We start from the raw sequence: 20,617 nt of genomic DNA, 5'->3' as shown, positions 1-20,617 counted from the left end.
CGCGCCAGGCGCCAGCGCGGCTATGGACAGTGGCAGACCGCCGCTCGACTCTTCAGGACACTACAGCGCCGCCGAGCATCGATCGTACACGTTGGCGGGCTTCTCCCGCAGGCTCACGGCAACCACCCGGTGTTTTTGCTCGCCGCAGCCCCCCATGACCCCATACATGATGAGAAGTCCCTTGTCGTTGACGTAGCCGATGAACGTGCCATTGCCTTCATCCGAAGTGGCCCTGACGAGATAGATGCTCTCCTCGGGTGCTGGCTTCAGACCACTCAACGGCAGTGAACCGATCTTCCCTTCAACCTCTGAAGCCGATACCGCGACCAGTGCATTCTTCAACATCCACTCCGCAATGGCGGCTTCACTATCCGGATCAAGCGTGGAAATGCCGCCAGGCGGCAGAGTCGTTGAATTGCCAGGGAAGATCGCATCGGATGAAACATCTACCCAGTCCGATCTCCATTCAGTATGTTGAAACTGGCTGATACTGCAGCCTCCAAGCATTGGCAAGAGCAGCAACGTTGCGCGCAAGATGCCAGCCATCGGCATGGTGACGCGGTTCCTTGCTGGGGTAACCCGGATCTTCCCGCGCTTGCCGCGCCACAGACCGATCAGATATCCGCTGGTGGGTAGGCCCACCCCATCGGGATTACTGGCTGATGCCCGGGCACCGGACGCTTCACTCATACTGTTCCACTCCCGGCTTTCTCCAACCGCCCAGAGCCAGCGTTCGCCTCATGCTCGGACGTTCCCACTGATTTGATGGAGCACGAGCTGCCACGGCTGTGACATGAGGCATGCAATTTCGGCACCGATCGTCGCTTCGATGAGGACAATGCACCCCGTCCCATCGAGTTCATGCGGGTACGCAGGGTCCACTCCAAGCAGGGCGCACGCACGATCAAACTCGAATGATGCTTCGCGCTCAGTGAAGACACTCATGTCGAGAATGATGTTCTGCATCGAGAAGCCATCGATACTGAGGCGGACAATGTTATCGAAGATGACCTCATGCACATACCTTCCGCATTCCGTGGACAGAGAGAGGGAAAGACGGCGGCGATCTTCAATACGGAGTCCATCGACGTGCAGATCATGCAGACAGCTCATGCTCCGTCCATCTGGATTTTCAATGTTCAACAGGCGGGCCTATGTGCGACCGGAAAATTCTATCGACTCTTCACAATCCATTTAGGCCTCGCTTCAGAAACAATCGCAACCATCTTCTCGATGAAGTCCACCGGCTGCTCGTCCAACGTTCCTCCAACATTGAGCCGCCACCATAACTCGCGCAGGAATGGCCGCCGGTACCTCGACTCGAAACTCCAACCATCTTCGAGGACGACCTTGAACACTCCATAGAAGAGACCACGTGACCAAGAGATCCTCGGAACTGAAAAACCATCTCCCAGCAACTTCCCATCAATCATTAGAATGAGATTTCTACAATAGTCTGGCGTGCCATGCGCATCATTGAATTCGCATGACAAATAGGCCATTGGAACAAATCCATTATTAAACCGCCCCTGACCAACTACGCCTCGCACACGGTCCATGTTGGCATCCGCGCTAACTCGGGAGACAAGCAGGGTGCCATCCGGGGTGATTTTTGCAATTCTCACCCTGCCAACATGCCAATAGTCTAGAAGGCATATGCTTCCACCAGATGCCATCGTCAAACAATTAGTTGCAGCCACAGTCCCTCCCTGCCGCATTTGCAGCGCTGTTTGCCGCTTTAGCCGCTCCACCGCCGACCAATCCAGCAGTCCAAGGAAGACTCGTATTCCCGGATCGAGCAATGGCACGTGCGGCATCGCCACCATTCTTCACCAATATTTCCTGGGCTCCCGGATAACCAAACCTGCCACTGACCGCTGGCAGCAGCGTGTCCATTGGCCGGCCCCGGTAGTACGATTTCAAAGCATTCCTCGCTGCCACTGTCTGTTCCAAAGACAGCCCGGCTTTAGGGAGCTGTCCAACTTTGTATACATAACTGACCCTTCCCACAGGCACCGCCAATCCGGCAGCTATCCCTGTCCACTCTGCAGCCTGATAGCTGGTCGAGCATTTGTCCACGCTACCGATATTGGCCCAGTCTCTGAAGGCAGAAGTCAGGCCTCCACTTATACCGTCTCCCAGCCCGGCAGCGCCGTCAACCAGCCAATCCGGCAGATTGGGTAGGTCAGCTGCATTGAACAATCCCAATGGATCATTGGCACCCAGCGGATTGGAGCTCACGTAGGTAAACGTACTGATCCCACCATCAAGACCAATCGGATCACTCTGCGAGTAACGCCCCAACGCTGGCTCGTATTCCCGCTGGTAGTTGTAGAACAACCCACTCGCATCGGTCGCCTGCTGGCCCGGGAAGCGCAGCGCCAGATCAAACGCCACACCGTCCCCGTCCGGGTCATTGGCCGGTGCCTGCTCGCCAAACACCTCACTCTTGTTGCTCCACTCCCAGATCGCGACATCGCGCACGGGGTCGATCACCACACGCGGTGTACCCAGATGATCGGGCTGGATGTACGCCAGCTCCGGCACGCCCGTGGCTGTTGCCTGGATCAGCGCCACCGGGTAGTTGTCCAGCCAGATCGCCTGTTGCTGCGCCTGCCCGGTGGCCGAATAGTTGCCAACCCACCGCCCGTCTTCGTCATAGACCGTGACCTGCGCATTGCCACTGGCCGGCGCGCGCAGCACGCGCTCACCGCGATGGTTGTAGCCGTAACTCTCCACTACAGCAGCGCCCTGCTTCACCGCACTCATGCGGTTGGCATCGTTGTAGGCAAACGTCTTGCTGCCAATGCTGGTGGTGTTACCCGCGGCATCCTGGTTGCGCGCAGCTCCATCCACGGCAATCAGGCGATGGCTGTCAGCCGGATAGGTATAGCTTGCGGTCCCGACCGAGGTGGTCAGTGAGGTACGGTTGCCGGTGGCGTCGTAGCCATAGGTTTCAATCGGTGTGCCCGTCGCGCCATCCTGAGTCTGGGTCAGGCGGCCGAGTGTGTCGTAGGCGTATTTGGCCAGCACCTCGGAACCTGCACCGCTCTTCAGCTCGGTGATCGAACCGACGGGATCGTAGCCATAGCCCAGTGACAGACCGCCTGCCGCGGGGTCATGCACCGCCTGCGGGCGGTAGTCCAGATCCAGCGGGCGCTGCAGTTGGCGCCCATTGCCGTAGGTCCAGCCGGTCGCCGGCCCGAAGGCTGCATAGGTCACGTTGTTGACCACCACCTGCCGGGCCTGTCCCTGGCGAGTCAGCCCAATCTGGCTGATACGACCCAGGGCGTCGCGTGCGTAGTCCGCCACACTTCCGTCCGGGTAGGTCAATGCGGTCAGGCGACCAGATTTACTGTACGCATAGCGCAGTGTGCTGGCCACGCCATTGATCGTCTGCACCTTGCGGGTGACCTGGCCGAAGCGGTCATGGCAGTACACGGTGCTGCCATTGGCGTGCAGCACCTGACCCAGGCGACCCTTGGCGAAACGCTCGTCACTGGCACATACCGCTGGCGCGGTGTCGTAGTGATAGCCCACGTCCAGGTTGGGATCAGGATAGGCGATACCGACAAGCCGATTGAGCGCGTCGTAGCTGTAGGTGGCAGTCACGCCGCGCGCATCGGTGCGGGTCTTGCGATTGCCAGCAGCATCAACAGTGAAAGTAGCACTCCCACTGTCCGGACTGACCTGCCCGGTCAGATCACCAAAACCATTGTAGGCATACGTGGTATGCAGCCCCTTGGGATCGGTCACCTGGGTGACCTGATCCAACGCGTTGTAGCTGGAGCGGATTTCCGCAGCAACACCGCCCACATCCTGCAGGGTCTGCGCCAGCCGGTTCAGTGGATCGTACTGCTGGTTCGTCACCCGCTGCAGGGCATCGGTGACCGACTGCGGATTGCCATTGGCGTCGTACGCAAAGCCGGTGGCGTTGTTGCCGGCATCCTTCAGCGTGGTCAGCTGCCCGAGTGTGTTGTAGACACGGGCCAGCGTGCGGCGCAGCGTACCCCCTGCATCGACCGTGTTTTCCTGCAGACGGTTGCCGGCGTTGTCCAGGGTGTAGTGAATGGTGTTGCCGGCACTGTCGGCAATGTCCGTGAGCCGCTGGGCGGCGTCGTAGACATAGGTGACGCTGCTGCCGTCGGGCTCGGTGACCTGCTGCACGTGGCCGGTGGGCCAATAGCTCAGCTGGGTGCTTCGGTCTTCGGCAGTAGTGGCGCCACGCACGGTGATCGACGTCGGCCAGCCGCGGACGTGGTAGGTGTAATCGGTGACTACGCCGTTGGCGTCCTTCACCGACAGCTGGCGGCCGAACGCGTCGTAAGCCAAAACCTCGACCGTCTGACCGAGTCCATTGGTGACGCTGCGCAGGTCGCCCTTGCGGTAGGCGCAGGCCGCAGTGGCCGCACACCCGGCGTCGTCTGCGGTGTAGTACGCAAAGGTGCTGACATCGGTCACGTCGGTGCGCGAACCATCCACACTGCGCAACAGACCGACCAGCGGGCACCCCGGCCCCTCCGCCTCGCAATACGTTTGCGTGGTGACGCGGGTGTCCCCGGTCAGCGTGTCGCGCACGGTGATGGCGGTTGGTTGCAGGCGGGCATTGCGAGCGATGCGGATCTCACGGTTGCCGACGGTCTGCTGCACCAGCCGATTGCTGTTGGCAGCCACCCACGTCTCGCTGACCCGTTGCTCGGGGGTGCCGACCGCATCGGTCGTAGTAGTGACATCAACCATACCCAACGCAGGATCATTGATCTCACTGTAGGCATGATCCGTCCGCACACCCCGCCGATCGACCGCGGTCCCCAGGCGCCGCGCAGGATCGGTGTCCAAAGACCGGTAACCGAAGGTCTGCACGCCTTGCGCATCGGCAAGCTCTGTCACCTTTCGAGGAGGATCGGACGTGCCTCCGGGAGTGAGGGCATACACCGTCTGCTTTCCCAGCGCGTCGGTGACAGTCGTCGTTCCGTCAGCAGCGTACTCCAGGCGCACACCGTCAACCCCGGCACTCGCGGCGGGCGTGACAGCGGAGGGGGCAGCATGCGCAACGACCAACGCCCCACAAAGGCTGTAGACGGCAAGCACTCCCGTCGCACAACGGACAACATGATCAATTCTTCCCAACATCCCTGTTCTCTCCATGAAATGCCGGCCCACCCTCAGGCCAGGGCCCCGTTTGCCGAGGCACTCATTGACTGGCCGGCTGAACACACCAGATCAGTTGCAGCCGGCATCATGCCGGCTGCAGGTCACCCTGCCCTTCTCGTCATAGCCGAACCAGCTGAAGCGACGACCGTCCTCTGCCGTCACGCCGGTCAGGTGCCATGGAAAGCGCGAATCCTCATAGTGATACAGCCGCGACCGCCCATCCGCATAGGCAACGCTGGCGAGCTGGCCATTCTCGCCGTAGCTGTAGCTTGCGTATGGCGCACCGTTGATGGTCAGCGCGGCGATCTTCTCGTCGACTGCGTCGGCATAGGAGAATTCCACCTTACGGCCCGTCGAATGGCGGATCTCCTTCAACCGGCCGGCCCCGTCATGGCTGTAGATCAGCGTCGTGCCATCTTCGTATTCGCGTTGCTGGATGAGCCCGGTGCGCGAGAAGCGAAGCACTTCGCTACGTCTTTTGACGATCCAGCCGACGTTGTAGACGTACTCGGCACGGTCCCCACTGCCGTCGATAGCAAGATAAGAGCCGGACTTCTGCTCGAACGCGACATGGCTGCCGTCTTCATCGATGAGTCCCGCCACGCTGGGAGCACCCGCTGAAGGCAGGATGGCCATGCGTACATTATGGGTATGCGTCCAGTTGGGGCCAAAGCCGCCCCCGGCCGTCCTGGACTTTGAATGGTAGTGGCGTTCCATTCGTATCCACGGCAGAGCAAGCTCCGGCTCGCGTTGCACCTTCTCGCCGGTGGTTGGATCGCAGGGATTGCCTACACCATGGCAGAGCTCTGGCGTCTGCTTGGTGTAGTACGACGCGATAGCACGGAAGTTGTACTCCGTAGTGTCAGGCAACACACAGCCGGCGAGCTCGTCCCGCCACTTCATATTGGGAGAATTGGGACATTTCACGTCGCGACTTCGAGTGACGAATGACCTGTTTGTCAGGCACCCCCCGCGCTGAGTGCGCCAGGAAATGGTAACGCCCTTCGTCCACTCCTCACGAGTGCTGTTCGCCGGATCTTTGCCCACGCCCTCTTTGTAGACCCACTCCGGCGCTGGCACGGTTACCGGGCAGAGAGCCGCATTTCCAGAACGCATCACGCTCAAAATGGCCTCTTCACTGGGATAGCCCACGCCAGCGTACGAGTACTTCCAATCCCCTTTTTTGATCGGAGTGGGTTTTATCCCATAGACCGTGACGAGGTTCTCGCGCGTCATGGAATGCGCACGCACTCCCCAATTGACGGGCTCGACAATATTCCCGAAAGCCGACACCGCCGCTTCAACGGCCAGCTGCGCCTCGCGCTCGCTGGCATATTCCAGTGGCTGCACACCCCCGATCCTGTACCAGCGCAGCGTGGTTTCCTGTGCCCCCGCGCTTGCCGGGACAAATGCAAGTACAGCACTGACGCAGCCCATGATCGCGGCCGCAGCCCATCCATGATCCTTCATTGATCTTCTCATCCTTGATCGCACCAAAGCGCAGGCTACGCAATCGCCTTCCCGGGATTGCACTTGAGACACAGAGAAAATCAGATGGCTGACCACAGGTCAACCGCACGGCCAGACTTTCATCGCAGATTCACCAGAATCAGAATTTTCCTACAAGCCACCAGCGCCCAGTACACGCCAAGCAGCAGCCACCGGCATCGACTTTTCTGGCCAAGGCAATGCGCGAAAAGATGGGTCTGCGCCTGGAAAACAGCAACGCCGGGCATTGCCCGGCGTTGCATTCAAAACAGTCGAGCGTGGCTCGACTCTACACAGAGCGGATCAGTACTTGCCGTCAAACGCAAAAATCGGCTTGCGCTTCTGCCACAATCCCGCAGTGAAATCCGGGAACTCCAGCGTCTGGAAACTGTTGGCGATCGACTGCTCGCTCAACGGGGTAATCGCGCTCCATGTCACCGCATCGTAGATGTCGATCGGCATCGGTGCCTTGGCCTTCAGCGCTTCCACGAACGCATGGATCACGAACCAGTCCATGCCACCGTGACCTGCACTCGCAGCAGTGTCTGCATTCTGCTTCCACAGCGGATGCTCGTACTGGTCCTGGTACGTCTTGAACTCTTCCCACTGGTGCGGCGGGCTGCGGCCTTCGATGTGGATCGAATGGTTCACGTCCATCCACAGGCCCTTGGTGCCCTGCACGCGGAAGCCCATCGAATACGGGCGCGGCAGCGAAGTATCGTGCTGCAGCAGGATAGTCTCGCCGTTCTCGCAGGCCAGCGTGGTGGTGACGATGTCGCCGAGCTTGAACTTGACCTTGGTGCTCGGGTGGGTGGTGCCGCCACTCTTGGCCACGGTGTATTCGTGCAGGCCGCGCGCCTTGGTGGCGAACGCGTTGATGTGGGTGAAGCGGTTGCCGCGGTTGATGCCGGTATACATCGCGCATGGGCCGATGCCGTGGCTGGGGTACAGCTCGCCATTGCGCTCCACCGAATGCTCGGTGCGCCAGCGTGCTTCGCTCCAGCCCTTCGTGCCGAACTCCACGCCGCTGTCGTAGGGCTGGTTCGGGTCGCCGGAATTGAACTTCACCCCGCGCAGGTCGTGCTGGTAGCCAGCCTGCAGGTGTACCAGCTCGCCGAACAGGCCCTGCCGCACCATCTGCAGCGCGGCCATCACGTCGCGGCGGTAGCAGACGTTTTCCAGCAGCATGTACGGGGTGCCGGTGGACAGCTGTGTCTTCAGCACGTCCCAGTGATCCTGCAGGGTGATGCCGGCCACCACTTCACAGCCTACGGCCACGCCGGCCTGCATCGCGGCAATCGCCATCGGTGCGTGGTATTCCCACGGCGTGGCGATGATCACGCCGTCGATGCCCTTCTGTTCCAGCAGGCGCTTCCAGGCATTGCTGTCACGGTCCTGACCGTAGGTCTTTGGCGCAGGCTTGCCCGCCTTGCTGACCATCTCCACCGCGCGCCCGAGCATGATCGGCTCGATATCGCACAGGGCAACGACTTCCACGTCGTCGCGACGCACCAGTTCCTTCAGCAGCACCAGGCCACGCATGCCGGTGCCGATCACGGCCAGGCGTACCTTGCGGCCACGTGCCCATGCCGGGGTCTGCGGCAGCAGGCTGCTGGCGGCGACAGCGGCACTGGCCGCAATGAATTCCCTACGCTTCATGGCAAACACTCTCCTCTTGAAGGCGCGCCAGCCTTGGCCAGCGCGCCTGGTCACGCAAACGGAATTACTTGAACCGGTAGCCGATGGTCACACTGTAACCACGGCCGAAGATGGTGGCGTAGTCACTGGAGTCACCCAGGAAGCTGTTCGGATCGTAGAACGGCAGGCGGTTGAACAGGTTCTTGACGGTGAAGCTCAGGTTCCATGCATCGTCCGGGCGCCAGGTGACGCTCATGTTGGCGGTCCACCACGACGGTGCACCATCGCACTTGCTCTTCTGCAGTGCCAGGTAGCCGCCGGTGCAGGTCTCCTTGTTGTTGCTCACTTCGTCGACCTGGTCGGTGGCCCACTTGGTGCCGCCCACGTAGTTGACGAACATGCTGGTGGTGACCTGCTTGTAGGTCCAGTCAGCATTCAGCGTCGCACGCAGGCGCGGGTTGTTGTAGTAGCCCACCACGTCGCCGTAGAACCAGCCGTTCTGTTCATCCATGTAGAAGCGGTTGCGGTTGGCGATGGTCGCGGCCAGGCCGATGTTCAGCCCACCCCATTCACCCAGCGAGAAGCGGCTGCGCGCATCGATGTCGAAGCCATCGATCAGTGTCTTGCCGCGGTTCTTGTACTGGCCCACCACGCTGGCCACATTGCCCGCCGAGTAGCCCGGCAGCGTTCCCGGGCAGCTGACGCCGCTGGCCGGGTCGGCGCACATCGCCGACAGTACGGCCAGATTGGCGCGATCGCTGTCGGTGATCGGCGAACGCGACGACGAGATGATGTCTTCGGCGCGGCGGTAATCCGGGGCGACGATCTCGTTGTCGCGGTAGATGAACCAGTAGTCGGCCGACACCGACAGCCAGGTGGCCGGCTCATAGACGAAGCCCAGCGTGGCGATCTTCGCCTTCTCCGGCTTCAGGTTCTGGTTCGGCTGGGTCATGCGCGCCACGGTGCGGCTGCAGTCCACGTTGAGCAGGCTCTTGCCCAGGTCGACGTCACCGCCGCGCTGCGACTTCAGCAGCAGGTTGGCGATGGCGTTGGTCTCGGCACAGCGCAGTTCATCGCGGAAGCCGCCCAGCTGCGCGTACACGCCGCCGTTGCCGGACTCGGCCAGGCTGGGGGCGCGGAAGCCGGTGGAATAGGTACCACGCAGCATCAGCTGATCGAAGGCCTGGTACTTGAAGCCGATCTTCGGCGCGACGTTGGCGCTGAAGTTCGGGTACTTGTCCACGCGCACGGCGGCATCCAGCTCCAGCTTCTCGGTGATCGGCGCCACCGTTTCCGCGAACAGTGCATAGGTGTTGCGCGCGCCATCGAACCACGAGCCACCCTGCTGGGTGATCAGGCCGGCGGCGGCATCGGCGTTGCCGGGCGTATAGAAGGTTTCGCGGCTGGCGTTGAAGCCGAATGCGGCGCGCATGTCACCGGCCGGCAGCTTGAACAGCGGGCCTTCGATCTTGCCGTCCAGGGTATGCAGGCGCGTCCACGACTGGATGTCGAAGGTCGGGAACGCTTCGCGGATCAGTGCGCCGTTGGCCTCGCTGATCTCACCGAACTTGTACGCCGGATGATCGGAGATGATCACCCGGCCCGTGCCCGGGTCGATGCTGTACGGGCCGAAGGCCTTCTCGAAGCCCTTCACGTTGACGTTGATCGTCTGGTAGGTGGTCGAGTGCGTGCCGGCGGTGGCGAACGCGGTCTCCCAGTTCCAGTCACCGACGTTGCCACGCGCGCCGGTCAGCACGCGGTAGCTCTTGTCGGTGTTGCGCTGGCCGAAGTAGTTGGCACCGGCATCCTGCAGCAGGTACTGCAGGCCCACCACGCCACCCATCATGGCCTTCAGCTCGGGGCTGGCGTGGTTGTACTCGTTGTTCGGGCCCAGGAACGGATACAGGAACTGGTTGACGTTGTTGCCGGTATCACGCGAGAACCAGCTGGTCGGGTTGCCGGTGGTGGTGCCGTAGCTGCGCGGCGTACCGCCGTTGGCACGCAGGTCGATATCGGTATAGGTGGCCTCGGCGAAGATCTCGGTGCTGTCGCCCACCAGGAAGGTGCCGTTGAGGTAGGCGGTGTTGCGCTCGGACTTGGCGCCCGCGTCGATCTCGTTGTTCATCCAGGTTTCCCAGACGCAACGCGGGCCGGCGGCTTCACCCTGCAGTACGTTCTGGCAGCCCGGCGCGGCTTCCTGCACGCGGCGGCCGGTGACCGGATCGAAGGCGAAGTAGCTGCCCGGGTTGAACTGGCCCGGCTTGCTGCCCACGCCCAAGCGCAGGTTGTTCAGGTAGTTGGGGTTGTTGACGTAGTACTGGTCCGGGCGCTTGTCATAGAAGTCGGCCAGCGGAATCGCGTCGCGGCGGTACATGTTCACCGCGCCGTAGATGTTGAAGCGGTTCTCGGTGAGGTCACCGAAGCCGGCGGTGATGCTGGCCTGGCGCTCGCCGTAGGAATCGATGCGCGAGGAGGTATCGTTGGTGAAGCTGATCTCCGCGCCCTGGAAGTTGCGCTTGGTGATCACGTTGATCACGCCGGCCACTGCGTCGGTGCCGTACACGGCCGAGGCGCCGTCGGTCAGCACTTCCATGCGTTCGATGGCGGCGGCGGGAATCGCATCGATGTTGACGAACTGGGTCTGGAAGCCTGCTGGCGCGCCGTAGTACGACAGGCGACGGCCATTCAACAGCACCAGCGTGCCCTGTGCGCCGAGGCCACGCAGGTTGGCCTGCGATGCGCCGTCCGAGCCGGTGAACAGCGAGCGCGCATCCTGCTGCGCTGGCCGTGCGGCCGGCAGGTTGTCGAGCACCTGCAGCAGCGTGCGCGCACCCATGTTCTGGATGTCCTGCTTGCTGATCACCTGCACCGGCGAGGCGGTTTCAACGTCGGTGCGGCGGATGTTGGAGCCGGTGACCTCGATGCGGGCCAGGTCGGTGGCCTTGTCCTTGCTCTCCTGGGCGAAGGCAGGAACGGCGACCGACAGCAGCACGCCGGCGATGGCCAGCGACAGCGGTGCGATCGAGCGACAGGGGGGGCGGTGGTGGCGGGCGGGCAACATCGGGGTTCTCTCCTGGCAGGGGTGCGGCGCGAATGGTGGATCGGCGGGCAAAACGCTCCCGGGCCACGGCCCCCACAGTCGTGGTGAAGCCGTAGTCGGAATGGGCGGGGGAGGAGCGGTGTTACGTGGCGGTCATGGGGCGACGATGCTGGCGGAGTCGCCCTCCTGGCCGATCAGTACGGCGTTGGCCCAGTTGGCGCAGACCTGGGCGGGTTGGCTGCCCTGCGCACCCAGCGTGCGCAGGCTCAGGGTGGAAAGGCCACGGATATCCAGCTCCGGCTTGACCACGCCGGGCGCCTTCACCAGGCCGCTGTCATACAGCAGATGGTTGTCACCCCAGACCTGGAACTGCAGGCCACCGGCCGTGCGGCAGGCGTCGTCGATACCGAGGTCGGCACGCAGCAGGCGCCAACCACCCTGCAGGCGCAGGTCGATGCGGCTGTTGGCGGCTACGCCGAGGCCACGGCGGAACTGCAGGCCGTTCATGCGCATGCCGGCGTCGCCAGTGAACGCCTTGTCGGCGCGCACCTGGCTGGCCAGCGCGGCCGGCACCGGCAGCTCGGAGAGATAGCGCTGCCGGGCCGGTCGCTCCGGTTCCTGGTGTTCGAGGATGTGGAAGGTGGACAGGGCAATCGGGCCGACGTCGCGCGGTTGCAGCGCATCGAAGGCACGCGCACTGCCCCGCGCAGCAGTCACCATCGGATCGGTACTGCTGGCGCCATCACCTTCGGGGTTCTGCACGCTCAGCACGCGGAAGCGCAGCAGGCGACCGGCGTGCGCCGGGAAGTCGATGCGCTGCACGCCTTCCTTCAGCTGCAGGTGGCCGCGGGCGATCGGTTCGCCCCACACGCCATTGCTGTCACCCAGGTACACCTCGTAGTCGCGCACCTGGCCGTGCTTCCAGTTCTTGTCGTTGCGCGGTGCGATGTCGATGCCGTCGATCATCCTGCGTTCGCCGAAGCCGATCACCCACTCATGGGCACCGGTGCGCACGGCCTGGTTGCGCACGCTGCGGAACCACGTGGCCGGATCATCGTCGAAGGCATTTTCCAGCGCATGGCCGGGTTCTTCGGCCGGTCGGTTGACCACCAGCAGGCTGTCGGCCGGCAGTTCGCGGCCCAGCACCGGTGCGGCCGGGTAGGCATCGTCAGTGGCCGCTGCGGCGACGGCGAAGTCCAGCTGCAGCTGCAGCGGCTGGCGGATGTCCTGCGCTGCGGTGCGTACGTGCAGGGTGCCGCGACGCTCCTTGGCGTCGAAGTACCAGCCCTCGTTGGCGCTGTTGAACGCGGTCGCATCGGCCAGCGCAGGCAGGGTACGGCCGGCGGACTGCACTGCACGCGGCGCCTGCCGGCTGAGCACGCGCAGGCCATAGCGGCGCTGCGCCAGCTGGCCGTTGTACTGGCCCTGCACCGCATCGATCTGCACCTGCACCGGGCCACTGCCCTGCGCCGGCGCCTGCACGGTGATCTTCTGCGTGCTCGACTCGCCCTGCTGATAGCGGCGCGTGTTGCCATCGTCTTCGTACAGCGTGTACTGCGAATCGCCCTGCGGGTACAGGTCGAAGGTCACCTCATCAAGTGGTTTCTCGCCGTCGAACAGCATCGACGGGTACATCGGCAGGATCGCACCGGCACGCACGAACACCGGCAGCGTGGCCAGGTCCACCTGACGGTCCAGCTGGCGGCCATCGGCGGTGGCCTGCACGCGGCGGCCATCCCAGTAGTCGATCCACCCACCGGCGGGCAGGTGGATGTCGCGGCGCCAGCCACGGCTGGCGGCCTGGCTGCGGTACACCGGCGCGACCAGCAGGTCGCGGCCGAGCAGGAACTGGTACTTGTAGGTTTCATCCTGCGCGTGCGGATCGCGCGGGTTGTCCCACATCAGGCCACGTACCGGCGGTGCACCGGTCTGCGCGGCCTCGTGCACCAGCCCGTACATGTACGGGGTCAGGCGCATCTTCAACTTCAGGTAATCGCGGTTGATGCTGCGGTAGGGCTCGTCGTACCACCACGGGTGCTTGCGTGCGTTGGACGACCAGCCGCTCATGCCCATCAGCACGGGCGTGAACGCCTTCCACTGCAGGTCGCGGGTGAAGGTCTCGGCGCTGCCGCCGAAGATCGCGTCCACATCGCCACTGGCATAGGCCATGCCGGACAGGCCTGAACCCACCAGGGTCGGCACATGCCAGCGGATGTAATCCCAGCTGCTGCTCTGGTCGCCGGTCCAGGCCACGGCATAGCGCTGGATGCCGGCCCAGCCCATCACCGTCCACAGGAACGGGCGCGAATCGGAATTGTCGAGGATGCCGTTGAATGCCTGGCGGTTGGCATCCATCGCGAACTGGTAACCCTTGCCGGTCCAGGCCACGTCCAGCTTCTGCACGCGGCTGCCGGCCTTGCCCACTTCCCAGGCGATCTTGTCGACGCCGTTCTCGGTCCACAGGCCGGTGCGGAAGCCATACCCGGCCAGGCCCTTCACGGTTTCCGGCAACTGCTTGTAGCCGCAGCCGTAGCCATCGTTGGGCAGGATCCAGCCGCCGGGCATGTCGTTGGCGCGGTACTGCTTGGCCACGCTGTCGATCACATCGGGGGTGGTGCCGGTCGGGCCGTCGCTCCAACCTTCGGGCACGGTACCGGGCTTCCTGCTGTTGTCGCCGTCGTTGTAGCAATCGGCATCGCCGTAGGACAGCGCCCAGCGCGCCACCATGTTCGGGCGACCGGTCAACTGGGTGTAGCGCTCGATCAGCTTCGGCAGATCGGCGCCAACGAAGTAGTACGCATCGAAGCGGTCTTCGCGATGCAGCAGGGTGGCCTGGTCGCTCTGTCGCAGGTCGTAGCTGCCATCGCTCCATGTGTTGCGCAGCATGCCCCAGCCACGGCTGCTCAGCAGCATCGGTGCCGGGCTCGGGCGATCGCCCTCTTCCCAGCCGCCGGAGTACGAGACTTCCAGCTCGCGGCCCTTGAACTGGTAGCGGCCGTTCTGCTGGCCACCACCGTAATAGCCTTCATCGGCCTGCGAAGACAACACCTGCACGCTCTGCGCGGCATCCAGGTCCAACGGCTGCAGTTCCTGCCACAGCGCGGTGGGCTGGCCGTTGTCCAGGCGCTCCAGGCGCAGGCGCAGCGGCTGCCGCTGCACATGCAGCACCAGTGCGGCGGTACGCACGCGGATCTCCTGCGCGTCTTCTTCCAGCTGCGCCTGCACGTTGGCCTTGGGCTGCGGCAGCACGATCGGCGCGGCCTTGTCGCCGGCCCCGGTCAGCTTGCCGTTGCGGCCGGCCTGCACGCGGATGATGTCGGTGGCCGGCAGTTCGATGCGGATGCGCGTGCCGTTGTCGGTCTGCAGGTCCCAGCCACTTACACCGTCGGTGCTGGCACTGGCGCTGACCGAGCGCAGGTTGCCGACCGGTGCGGCCTGGGCCGACAGGGACGCCGACAGCAATGCCGGCAACAGGGCCAGCAGCAGTGGCGAACGACGAACGCAGATTTCCACACGGACTCCCAACCCGTTCACCGGGCGTTTCGAAAGCGGTTGGGCCGACTCTAGGGCAGCGATTCGAAAGATGTCAACAAATTGAAAGGAAAAAGGAAGATATATTTATATGAAACGAAAGTTGTTGCGCCGCAATACTTTGTGTAAGCGCTTGCAGCCCCCTGTTAAGCATTGTGCGATACGGCATCCGGCGGCTTCTTTCGTTTCCAGCGGCCTGCCGCGCTGGGAAAGTCGGGACGGCAATATCTTTCCTTTTACTTTCGGTATTTGACATTTCGAAAGAAAACGCAGATGGTGCGCTGGCCCAACTGGAACCTCCGAATGGACGTCACCCTGCTTTCCGATGTGTCCGCCTGGCAGCGCCGCGGCGGAGCCGATACCGCTACCGAAATCGCCCAGCAGCCGGCGCTGTGGGAAGCCCTTGCACAGGATCTGTCGCGTGCCCGCGACCGCCTGCAGGCCTTCCTCGGCGACAGCCTCAATGACCCGAACCAGCGCGTGCTGTTCACCGGCGCCGGCAGTTCCGGCTTCATCGCCGAAATGGTGGCCGATGCCATCAACGCGCAGTGGCCAGCCGATGTGCGCGTGGTGCATACCACCAGCCTGCTCACCCACCCGGCGCTGTACCTGCAGCGCGACCGTCCGACCCTGCTGGTGTCGTTCGGCCGCAGCGGCTCCAGCCCCGAAAGCGTTGCCGCCGTCGATCGCGTGCGCAGCGACGTGGATGATGCGCGCTTCCTCGACATCACCTGCAATGCCGATGGCGAACTGGCACGTCGCGGCGCCGGCCGTGCCGACACCTGCACCCTGTTGATGCCCTCGGCCAGCTGCGACCGCGCCTTCGCCATGACCAGCAGCCTGACCTGCATGCTGCTGGCCGCACTGACCGTGTTCGACCGTTCGCCGTGGGATGCACGCATCGCGCGCCTGAAGCAGATTGCCGGTCTCGCCCGCGAAGGCCAGGCGCAGTGGGACGCACCGGTGGCCGCGCTGGCGCAGCGCCCGTTCAACCGGGTGATCTACCTTGGCAGCGGCCCGCTGGAAGCGCTCGCACGCGAAGCCGCATTGAAGGTGCTGGAGCTGACCGCCGGCCGCGTGCTGGCGCTGGCCAACACCCCGCTCGGCTTCCGCCACGGCCCGAAATCCACGCTGGACGGCAGCACCCTGGTGGTCGTGCTGCGCAGCGGGCAGCCGCTGGCGCGCCGCTATGAACAGGATCTGCTGGAAGAACTGCGCCGTGACGGCGTGGCGGGCGAGGTGCTGTCGATCGGCCCGCATTCGGATATCGGCGCGGACGATGACTACACCCTCACCGTGCCGGCACTGGATGACCCGTGGCTTGCGCCGGTGTGGCTGGGCTTTGCGCAACTGTACGCGCTGCAGCGTTCGGCCGCACTTGGCCTGACCCCGGACAATCCGTTCCCGGACGGCACCGTCAACCGCGTGGTCAAGGGTGTCACCATCCACCATGGCTGAGCTGATCGCCAACGCCTGCTACGGCATCGACATCGGTGGCACCAAGATAGAACTGGTGGTGTGCGATGCGGCGATGCAGGTCACCTGGCGGCGCCGGGTGGCCACTCCGCAGGGTGACTACGACGGCTTCCTGCAGGCGGTGGTGACACTGGTCGCTGAAGCCGATGCCGCGCTGGGTCGCAGCGATGCGGCCATCGGCATTGCCCTGCCCGGCGTGCGTGATCGTCGCAGCGGTCGCCAGCTCAGCGCGAATGTTCCTGCGCTGACCGGCCAATGCGTGGCGGCCGATCTGCAGGCACGCCTGCAGCGCCCGCTGCATTTCGGCAACGACCTGCAGTGTTTCGCGCTCTCTGAAGCGCATGGCGGCGCCGCCGATGGCTACCCCAGCATGTTCGGCGCCATCCTCGGCACCGGCGCCGGTGGCGGCTTCTGCCTGCAGGGGCGCCTGCTGTCCGGCTTCAACGGCCTGGCCGGCGAATGGGGACACTGGAGCGTGCCGGGCCACCTGCTGCAGCGCCATGGCCTGCCATTGATCGATTGCGCCTGCGGCCTGCAGGGCTGCGTGGAACGCTACGTGTCCGGTAGTGGCCTGGCGATGATCGAGCGCCACCTCGGTGGCAGCGCTGCCGATGCCAGCGTGGTGATCGCCCTGGCCGAAGCCGGCGATACACGTGCACGGCAGGCGCTGGACATCCATCGCGACCTGCTCGGCCACAGCCTCGCCGCACTGGTGCTGGCCCTGGACCCGCACGTGATCGTGCTCGGCGGTGGTCTTTCCCAGTACGCACCGCTGTACCAGCTGCTGCCTGCGGCCATCGCCGCGCATCTGTTCAACGGCGTGCAGGTGCCACCCATCGTGCCACCGCGCTTCGGTGATGCCGGTGGCGCACGCGGTGCCGCCCTGCTGGCCTGCCAACCCTCGTTTTCCTGATTGACCGGAGCTTGACCATGTCCCCGTTGCAGACCCTGCTTGCCTCCCACCGCGCCGGTGCCAACGTCGGCCTGTACAGCGTCTGCTGCAGCAACGAACAGGTGCTGCGTGCGGCCATGCACGTGGCGTTGGCGCACGATACCGTGCTGCTGATCGAAGCCACCTCCAACCAGGTCGACCAGTTCGGCGGCTACACCGGCATGACCCCGCCGCAGTACCGCGACTACGTCGGCGCGCTGGCCGATGAAGAAGGCTTCCCGCGCGAGCGGCTGATTCTCGGCGGCGACCACCTCGGCCCGAATGCCTGGCAGAAGCGCCCGGCTGCCGAAGCGATGACCCATGCACGCGTGCTGATCGAGGCCTACGTCGCCGCTGGTTTCCACAAGATCCACCTGGACTGCAGCATGTCCTGCGCCGATGACCCGGTGCCGCTGCCCGATGCCATCGTCGCTGCGCGTTCGGCCGAGCTGGCTGAAATCGCCGAGCGCACCGCCGCCGAACACGGCCTGCCGCCGCCGGTCTATGTGATCGGCACCGAAGTGCCGATTCCCGGTGGCGAAGCCTCGCTGGCCGGCGGCCTGCAGGTGACCACTCCGGCCGCAGCCGCACAGACCCTGGCCATCCACCAGCAGGCCTTCGATACCCCGCAGCTGCGTGATGCGTGGCAGCGTGTGCTGGCAATGGTGGTTCAGCCGGGCGTGGACTTCGACCACAGCAGCGTGCACGAGTACGACGCTGCCGCCGCCAGTGAACTGGCCGACTTCCTCGAACAGCAACCGCGCATCGTGTTTGAAGCGCATTCCACCGACTACCAGCGCGAAAGTGGCCTGCATGCCCTGGTGCGCGACCATTTCGCCATCCTCAAGGTCGGACCCGCGGCCACCTTCGCCTACCGCGAAGCGCTGTTCGCGCTGGCTGCCATCGAAGCCGAGCTGCTGCCGGCCGCGCAATGCTCGCGCCTACCGCAGGTGCTGGACGAGGTGATGGTGGCGCAGCCGAAGTCCTGGCAGTCCTACTACCAGGGCGATGAAGCGACCCTGCGCCTGCTGCGCAGCTATTCCTTCAGCGACCGCTGCCGCTACTACTGGGGTGAGCCGGCGCTGCTGCAGGCCGTGCAGACCCTGTTCGCCAACCTGGAACAGCACGCACCGCCGCTGGTGCTGCTCAGCCAGTATCTGCCGGAGCAGTACCGCGCCGTGCGCGAGGGCACCCTGGCCAATACGCCTACCGCCCTGGTGCAGCATCGCATCGGCTTGTGCCTGGGCGAATACGCCCGCGCCTGCAGCGCCAACCGGGCCGGATCCCGCAAGCAAAACGCAAGTCCGGCTGCCGCCGCACTTGCGAACGGCTAATCTCTACCTTTCCCTGCGAAACCGAGAATGGCCATGCGCAACACCCGCTCCCGCCGGCAACAGATCCTGCAGCTGCTGATCGAGCACGGCTCGGTGCAGGTGGCCGATCTGGTCGAGCGCTTCAGCGTGTCGGCGGTGACCATCCGTGCCGACCTGACCCACTTCGAAGCGCAGGGGCTGGCCACGCGTACCCACGGCGGTGCCACCCTGGTGCGAACGCCGCCGCAGGAACAGGACATCCATGAAAAGGATGCGCTGAACCTGCCGCTGAAGGACTCGATCGGCACCGCAGCCGCGCGCCTGGTGCAGGCCGGTGACAACATCATCATCGACTCCGGCTCGACCACGATGACGTTGGCCCGCCACCTGCGCGACCACCGCGATGTGACGGTGATGACCAATGGCCTGAACATTGCCTGGGAACTGGCCAACGCCGCCGGCATCACCGTGCTGCTGACCGGTGGCCTGCTGCGCCAGCAATCGCTGTCGCTGCAGGGCAGCCAGGCCGAAGCCAGCCTCAACTCCTACAGTTTCGACACGCTGTTCCTGGGCGTGGATGGCCTGGACCTGCAGTTCGGCCTGACCACCCACGACGAAGCCGAAGCCCGCCTCAACCACCGCATGGTCGAACGCGCGCGGCGCATCGTGGTGCTCACCGACGCCTCCAAGTTCGGCCGCGTCAGCCTGCACCGCATCGCCCGCCTCGATCAGATCCACGCCATCATCACCGACGCCGGCATCGACGAGGCAACCCGCGAAGGGCTGCAGCGGCTGGGCATCGAAGTGATCATCGCCGAGCCACCCGCATGACCGACACCCGCTCCCTGCACGGCCGCATCCTCACCCCGTTGGGCTGGCGTCGCGGCCAGGTCCAGTTCGATTCGCACGTGCGCCAGCTGCAGGTGGACGACCACAGCGGCGGCGATGACCCGCAGCTGCCGGTGATCCTGCCCGGTTTCATCGACCTGCACGTACATGGCGCGGCCGGCGTCGACCTGATGCAGGGCGGCGATGTGGCCCGCACCATCGCCCGCACCCATGCGCGCTTCGGCACCACCACGCTGCTGGCGACCACCATGACCGCCGGCCTGGACGAGATCGAGTACGCGCTGCAGGGCGTTGCGGCAACGATGGCCGCGCCCGATGCCGACGCGTCCTGCATCGCCGGCGTGCACCTGGAAGGCCCCTTCATCAGCCCGCAGCGGCTGGGCGCACAGCCCAACCGCACGATCGAGGCGACCATGGCGCTGGTGCAGCAGCTGCACGCACTGGCACCGATCCGGGTGATGACGCTGGCGCCCGAGATCGGCGAGCACACTGCACTGATTCCCGCACTGTCCGCACTCGGTATCCGCGTGCAGCTTGGCCATAGCGCCGGCACCTATGAGGAAGGTGTGGCCGCATTGCAGGCGGGTGCTTCCGGCTTCACCCACCTATTCAACGGCATGACCGGCGTCGACCACTACCGGCCTGGCATCGCCGCGGCTGCCTTGGCGCACGCACAGTACGCCGAGATCATTCCCGACCTGCAGCACATCCACCCGGGCGTGATCCGGCTGGCCGCACGCGCGATTCCACGCCTGTACGCGGTGACCGATGCAACCGCCGCCACTGGCATGCCCGATGGCGAGTACGCGCTGGGCGAGCAACGCGTGCACAAGTGCGGCGGCTGCGTGCGCCTGGCCACCGGCTCGCTGGCCGGCAGCGCGCTGACCATGGACCAGGCGCTGCGCAATCTGGTGCAGGTGGGATTGGATCTGGCTGACGCGTCGCAGCGCGTGTCCACCTTCCCCGCCGACTACCTGGGCTTGAGCGATCGCGGCCGCATTGCGCCCGACGCCCGTGCCGACCTGGTGGTGCTGGATGCGGAACTGCGCCTGCAGCAGGTCGTGGTCGGTGGCCGCGTGATCGATTTGAATTGACGCACCCGATGCGGCCTGGATGCCGCGCAGGCTCCCTGTAGAGCCGAGCCATGCTCGGCTCACCGCGCGCGAGGCGCGGCACGGGTACCTCGATATCGGAACG

The 20,617-nt window shown here is 64.4% G+C and carries 11 protein-coding genes and 2 pseudogenes; 5 read left to right on the top strand and 8 right to left on the bottom strand.

What is annotated here, in order from left to right; all coding sequences use genetic code 11:
* Positions 1-60: 60 nt before the first annotated feature.
* The 8 genes and pseudogenes from GIW57_RS00975 to GIW57_RS00940 form a co-directional block, all read right to left on the bottom strand.
* Positions 61-690: a hypothetical protein gene (locus GIW57_RS00975; RefSeq protein ID WP_236508902.1), complete on the bottom strand. Its 630-nt coding sequence runs from the start codon at positions 688-690 to the stop codon at positions 61-63.
* 48 nt (positions 691-738) lie between these two features.
* Positions 739-1,113: a hypothetical protein gene (locus tag GIW57_RS00970; RefSeq protein ID WP_236508901.1), complete on the bottom strand. Its 375-nt coding sequence runs from the start codon at positions 1,111-1,113 to the stop codon at positions 739-741.
* Between the two features lie 59 nt (positions 1,114-1,172).
* Positions 1,173-1,559 carry a hypothetical protein gene (locus tag GIW57_RS00965; RefSeq protein WP_236508900.1) on the bottom strand — a complete coding sequence of 129 codons (387 nt, stop codon included), beginning with the start codon at positions 1,557-1,559 and terminating at the stop codon, positions 1,173-1,175.
* Positions 1,560-2,199: 640 nt separating this feature from the next.
* A pseudogene (locus tag GIW57_RS00960) lies at positions 2,200-5,514 on the bottom strand (RHS repeat-associated core domain-containing protein); the annotation flags it as partial.
* A 213-nt stretch (positions 5,515-5,727) separates the two neighbouring features.
* Positions 5,728-6,057 (bottom strand): annotated as a pseudogene (locus GIW57_RS00955) (DUF6531 domain-containing protein); the annotation flags it as partial.
* A gap of 888 nt (positions 6,058-6,945) precedes the next feature.
* Positions 6,946-8,301, bottom strand: a complete 1,356-nt coding sequence (locus GIW57_RS00950) for a Gfo/Idh/MocA family oxidoreductase (RefSeq protein ID WP_236508899.1) — start codon at positions 8,299-8,301, stop codon at positions 6,946-6,948.
* Between the two features lie 64 nt (positions 8,302-8,365).
* Positions 8,366-11,341 carry a TonB-dependent receptor gene (locus tag GIW57_RS00945; RefSeq protein ID WP_236508898.1) on the bottom strand — a complete coding sequence of 992 codons (2,976 nt, stop codon included), beginning with the start codon at positions 11,339-11,341 and terminating at the stop codon, positions 8,366-8,368.
* 132 nt (positions 11,342-11,473) lie between these two features.
* A complete protein-coding gene (locus GIW57_RS00940; RefSeq protein ID WP_236508897.1) occupies positions 11,474-14,833 on the bottom strand; it encodes a TIM-barrel domain-containing protein in 3,360 nt (1,119 codons plus the stop codon).
* Between the two features lie 321 nt (positions 14,834-15,154).
* Between GIW57_RS00940 and GIW57_RS00935 the strand changes: the two genes are divergently transcribed.
* From GIW57_RS00935 to GIW57_RS00915, 5 genes are read left to right on the top strand one after another with little or no spacing between them, the layout of a single operon-like run.
* On the top strand, positions 15,155-16,309 hold the full coding sequence (locus GIW57_RS00935; RefSeq protein ID WP_236508896.1) for an SIS domain-containing protein: 1,155 nt from the start codon (positions 15,155-15,157) through the stop codon (positions 16,307-16,309).
* Entirely contained in the window at positions 16,302-17,240 is a 939-nt protein-coding gene (locus GIW57_RS00930; RefSeq protein ID WP_236508895.1) for an ROK family protein, read from the top strand. Before GIW57_RS00935 ends, GIW57_RS00930 begins: the two co-directional genes overlap by 8 nt.
* A gap of 17 nt (positions 17,241-17,257) precedes the next feature.
* Complete coding sequence (locus GIW57_RS00925) at positions 17,258-18,592, top strand: D-tagatose-bisphosphate aldolase, class II, non-catalytic subunit (protein WP_236508894.1); 1,335 nt, start codon at positions 17,258-17,260, stop codon at positions 18,590-18,592.
* 33 nt (positions 18,593-18,625) lie between these two features.
* On the top strand, positions 18,626-19,402 hold the full coding sequence (locus GIW57_RS00920; RefSeq protein WP_236508893.1) for a DeoR family transcriptional regulator: 777 nt from the start codon (positions 18,626-18,628) through the stop codon (positions 19,400-19,402).
* Positions 19,399-20,514 (top strand): amidohydrolase family protein, encoded by a 1,116-nt coding sequence (locus GIW57_RS00915; protein ID WP_236508892.1) that lies wholly within the window; start codon positions 19,399-19,401, stop codon positions 20,512-20,514. Before GIW57_RS00920 ends, GIW57_RS00915 begins: the two co-directional genes overlap by 4 nt.
* The last annotated feature ends 103 nt before the right edge of the window (positions 20,515-20,617 follow it).

It is taken from the genome of Stenotrophomonas sp. PA-6-5C (assembly GCF_021605635.1).
Lineage (GTDB): Bacteria > Pseudomonadota > Gammaproteobacteria > Xanthomonadales > Xanthomonadaceae > Stenotrophomonas > Stenotrophomonas lactitubi.
The sequence above is the reverse complement of the archived record's forward strand: the minus strand, read 5'-3'. Positions and strand labels throughout refer to the sequence as shown.

Coding starts and splice junctions, on each gene's coding strand:
- GIW57_RS00975 (WP_236508902.1), bottom strand. CDS start 690: ATGAGTGAAGCGTCCGGTGCCCGGGCATCAGCCAGTAATCCCGATGGG.
- GIW57_RS00970 (WP_236508901.1), bottom strand. CDS start 1,113: ATGAGCTGTCTGCATGATCTGCACGTCGATGGACTCCGTATTGAAGAT.
- GIW57_RS00965 (WP_236508900.1), bottom strand. CDS start 1,559: ATGGACCGTGTGCGAGGCGTAGTTGGTCAGGGGCGGTTTAATAATGGA.
- GIW57_RS00950 (WP_236508899.1), bottom strand. CDS start 8,301: ATGAAGCGTAGGGAATTCATTGCGGCCAGTGCCGCTGTCGCCGCCAGC.
- GIW57_RS00945 (WP_236508898.1), bottom strand. CDS start 11,341: ATGTTGCCCGCCCGCCACCACCGCCCCCCCTGTCGCTCGATCGCACCG.
- GIW57_RS00935 (WP_236508896.1), top strand. CDS start 15,155: ATGGACGTCACCCTGCTTTCCGATGTGTCCGCCTGGCAGCGCCGCGGC.
- GIW57_RS00930 (WP_236508895.1), top strand. CDS start 16,302: ATGGCTGAGCTGATCGCCAACGCCTGCTACGGCATCGACATCGGTGGC.
- GIW57_RS00925 (WP_236508894.1), top strand. CDS start 17,258: ATGTCCCCGTTGCAGACCCTGCTTGCCTCCCACCGCGCCGGTGCCAAC.
- GIW57_RS00920 (WP_236508893.1), top strand. CDS start 18,626: ATGCGCAACACCCGCTCCCGCCGGCAACAGATCCTGCAGCTGCTGATC.
- GIW57_RS00915 (WP_236508892.1), top strand. CDS start 19,399: ATGACCGACACCCGCTCCCTGCACGGCCGCATCCTCACCCCGTTGGGC.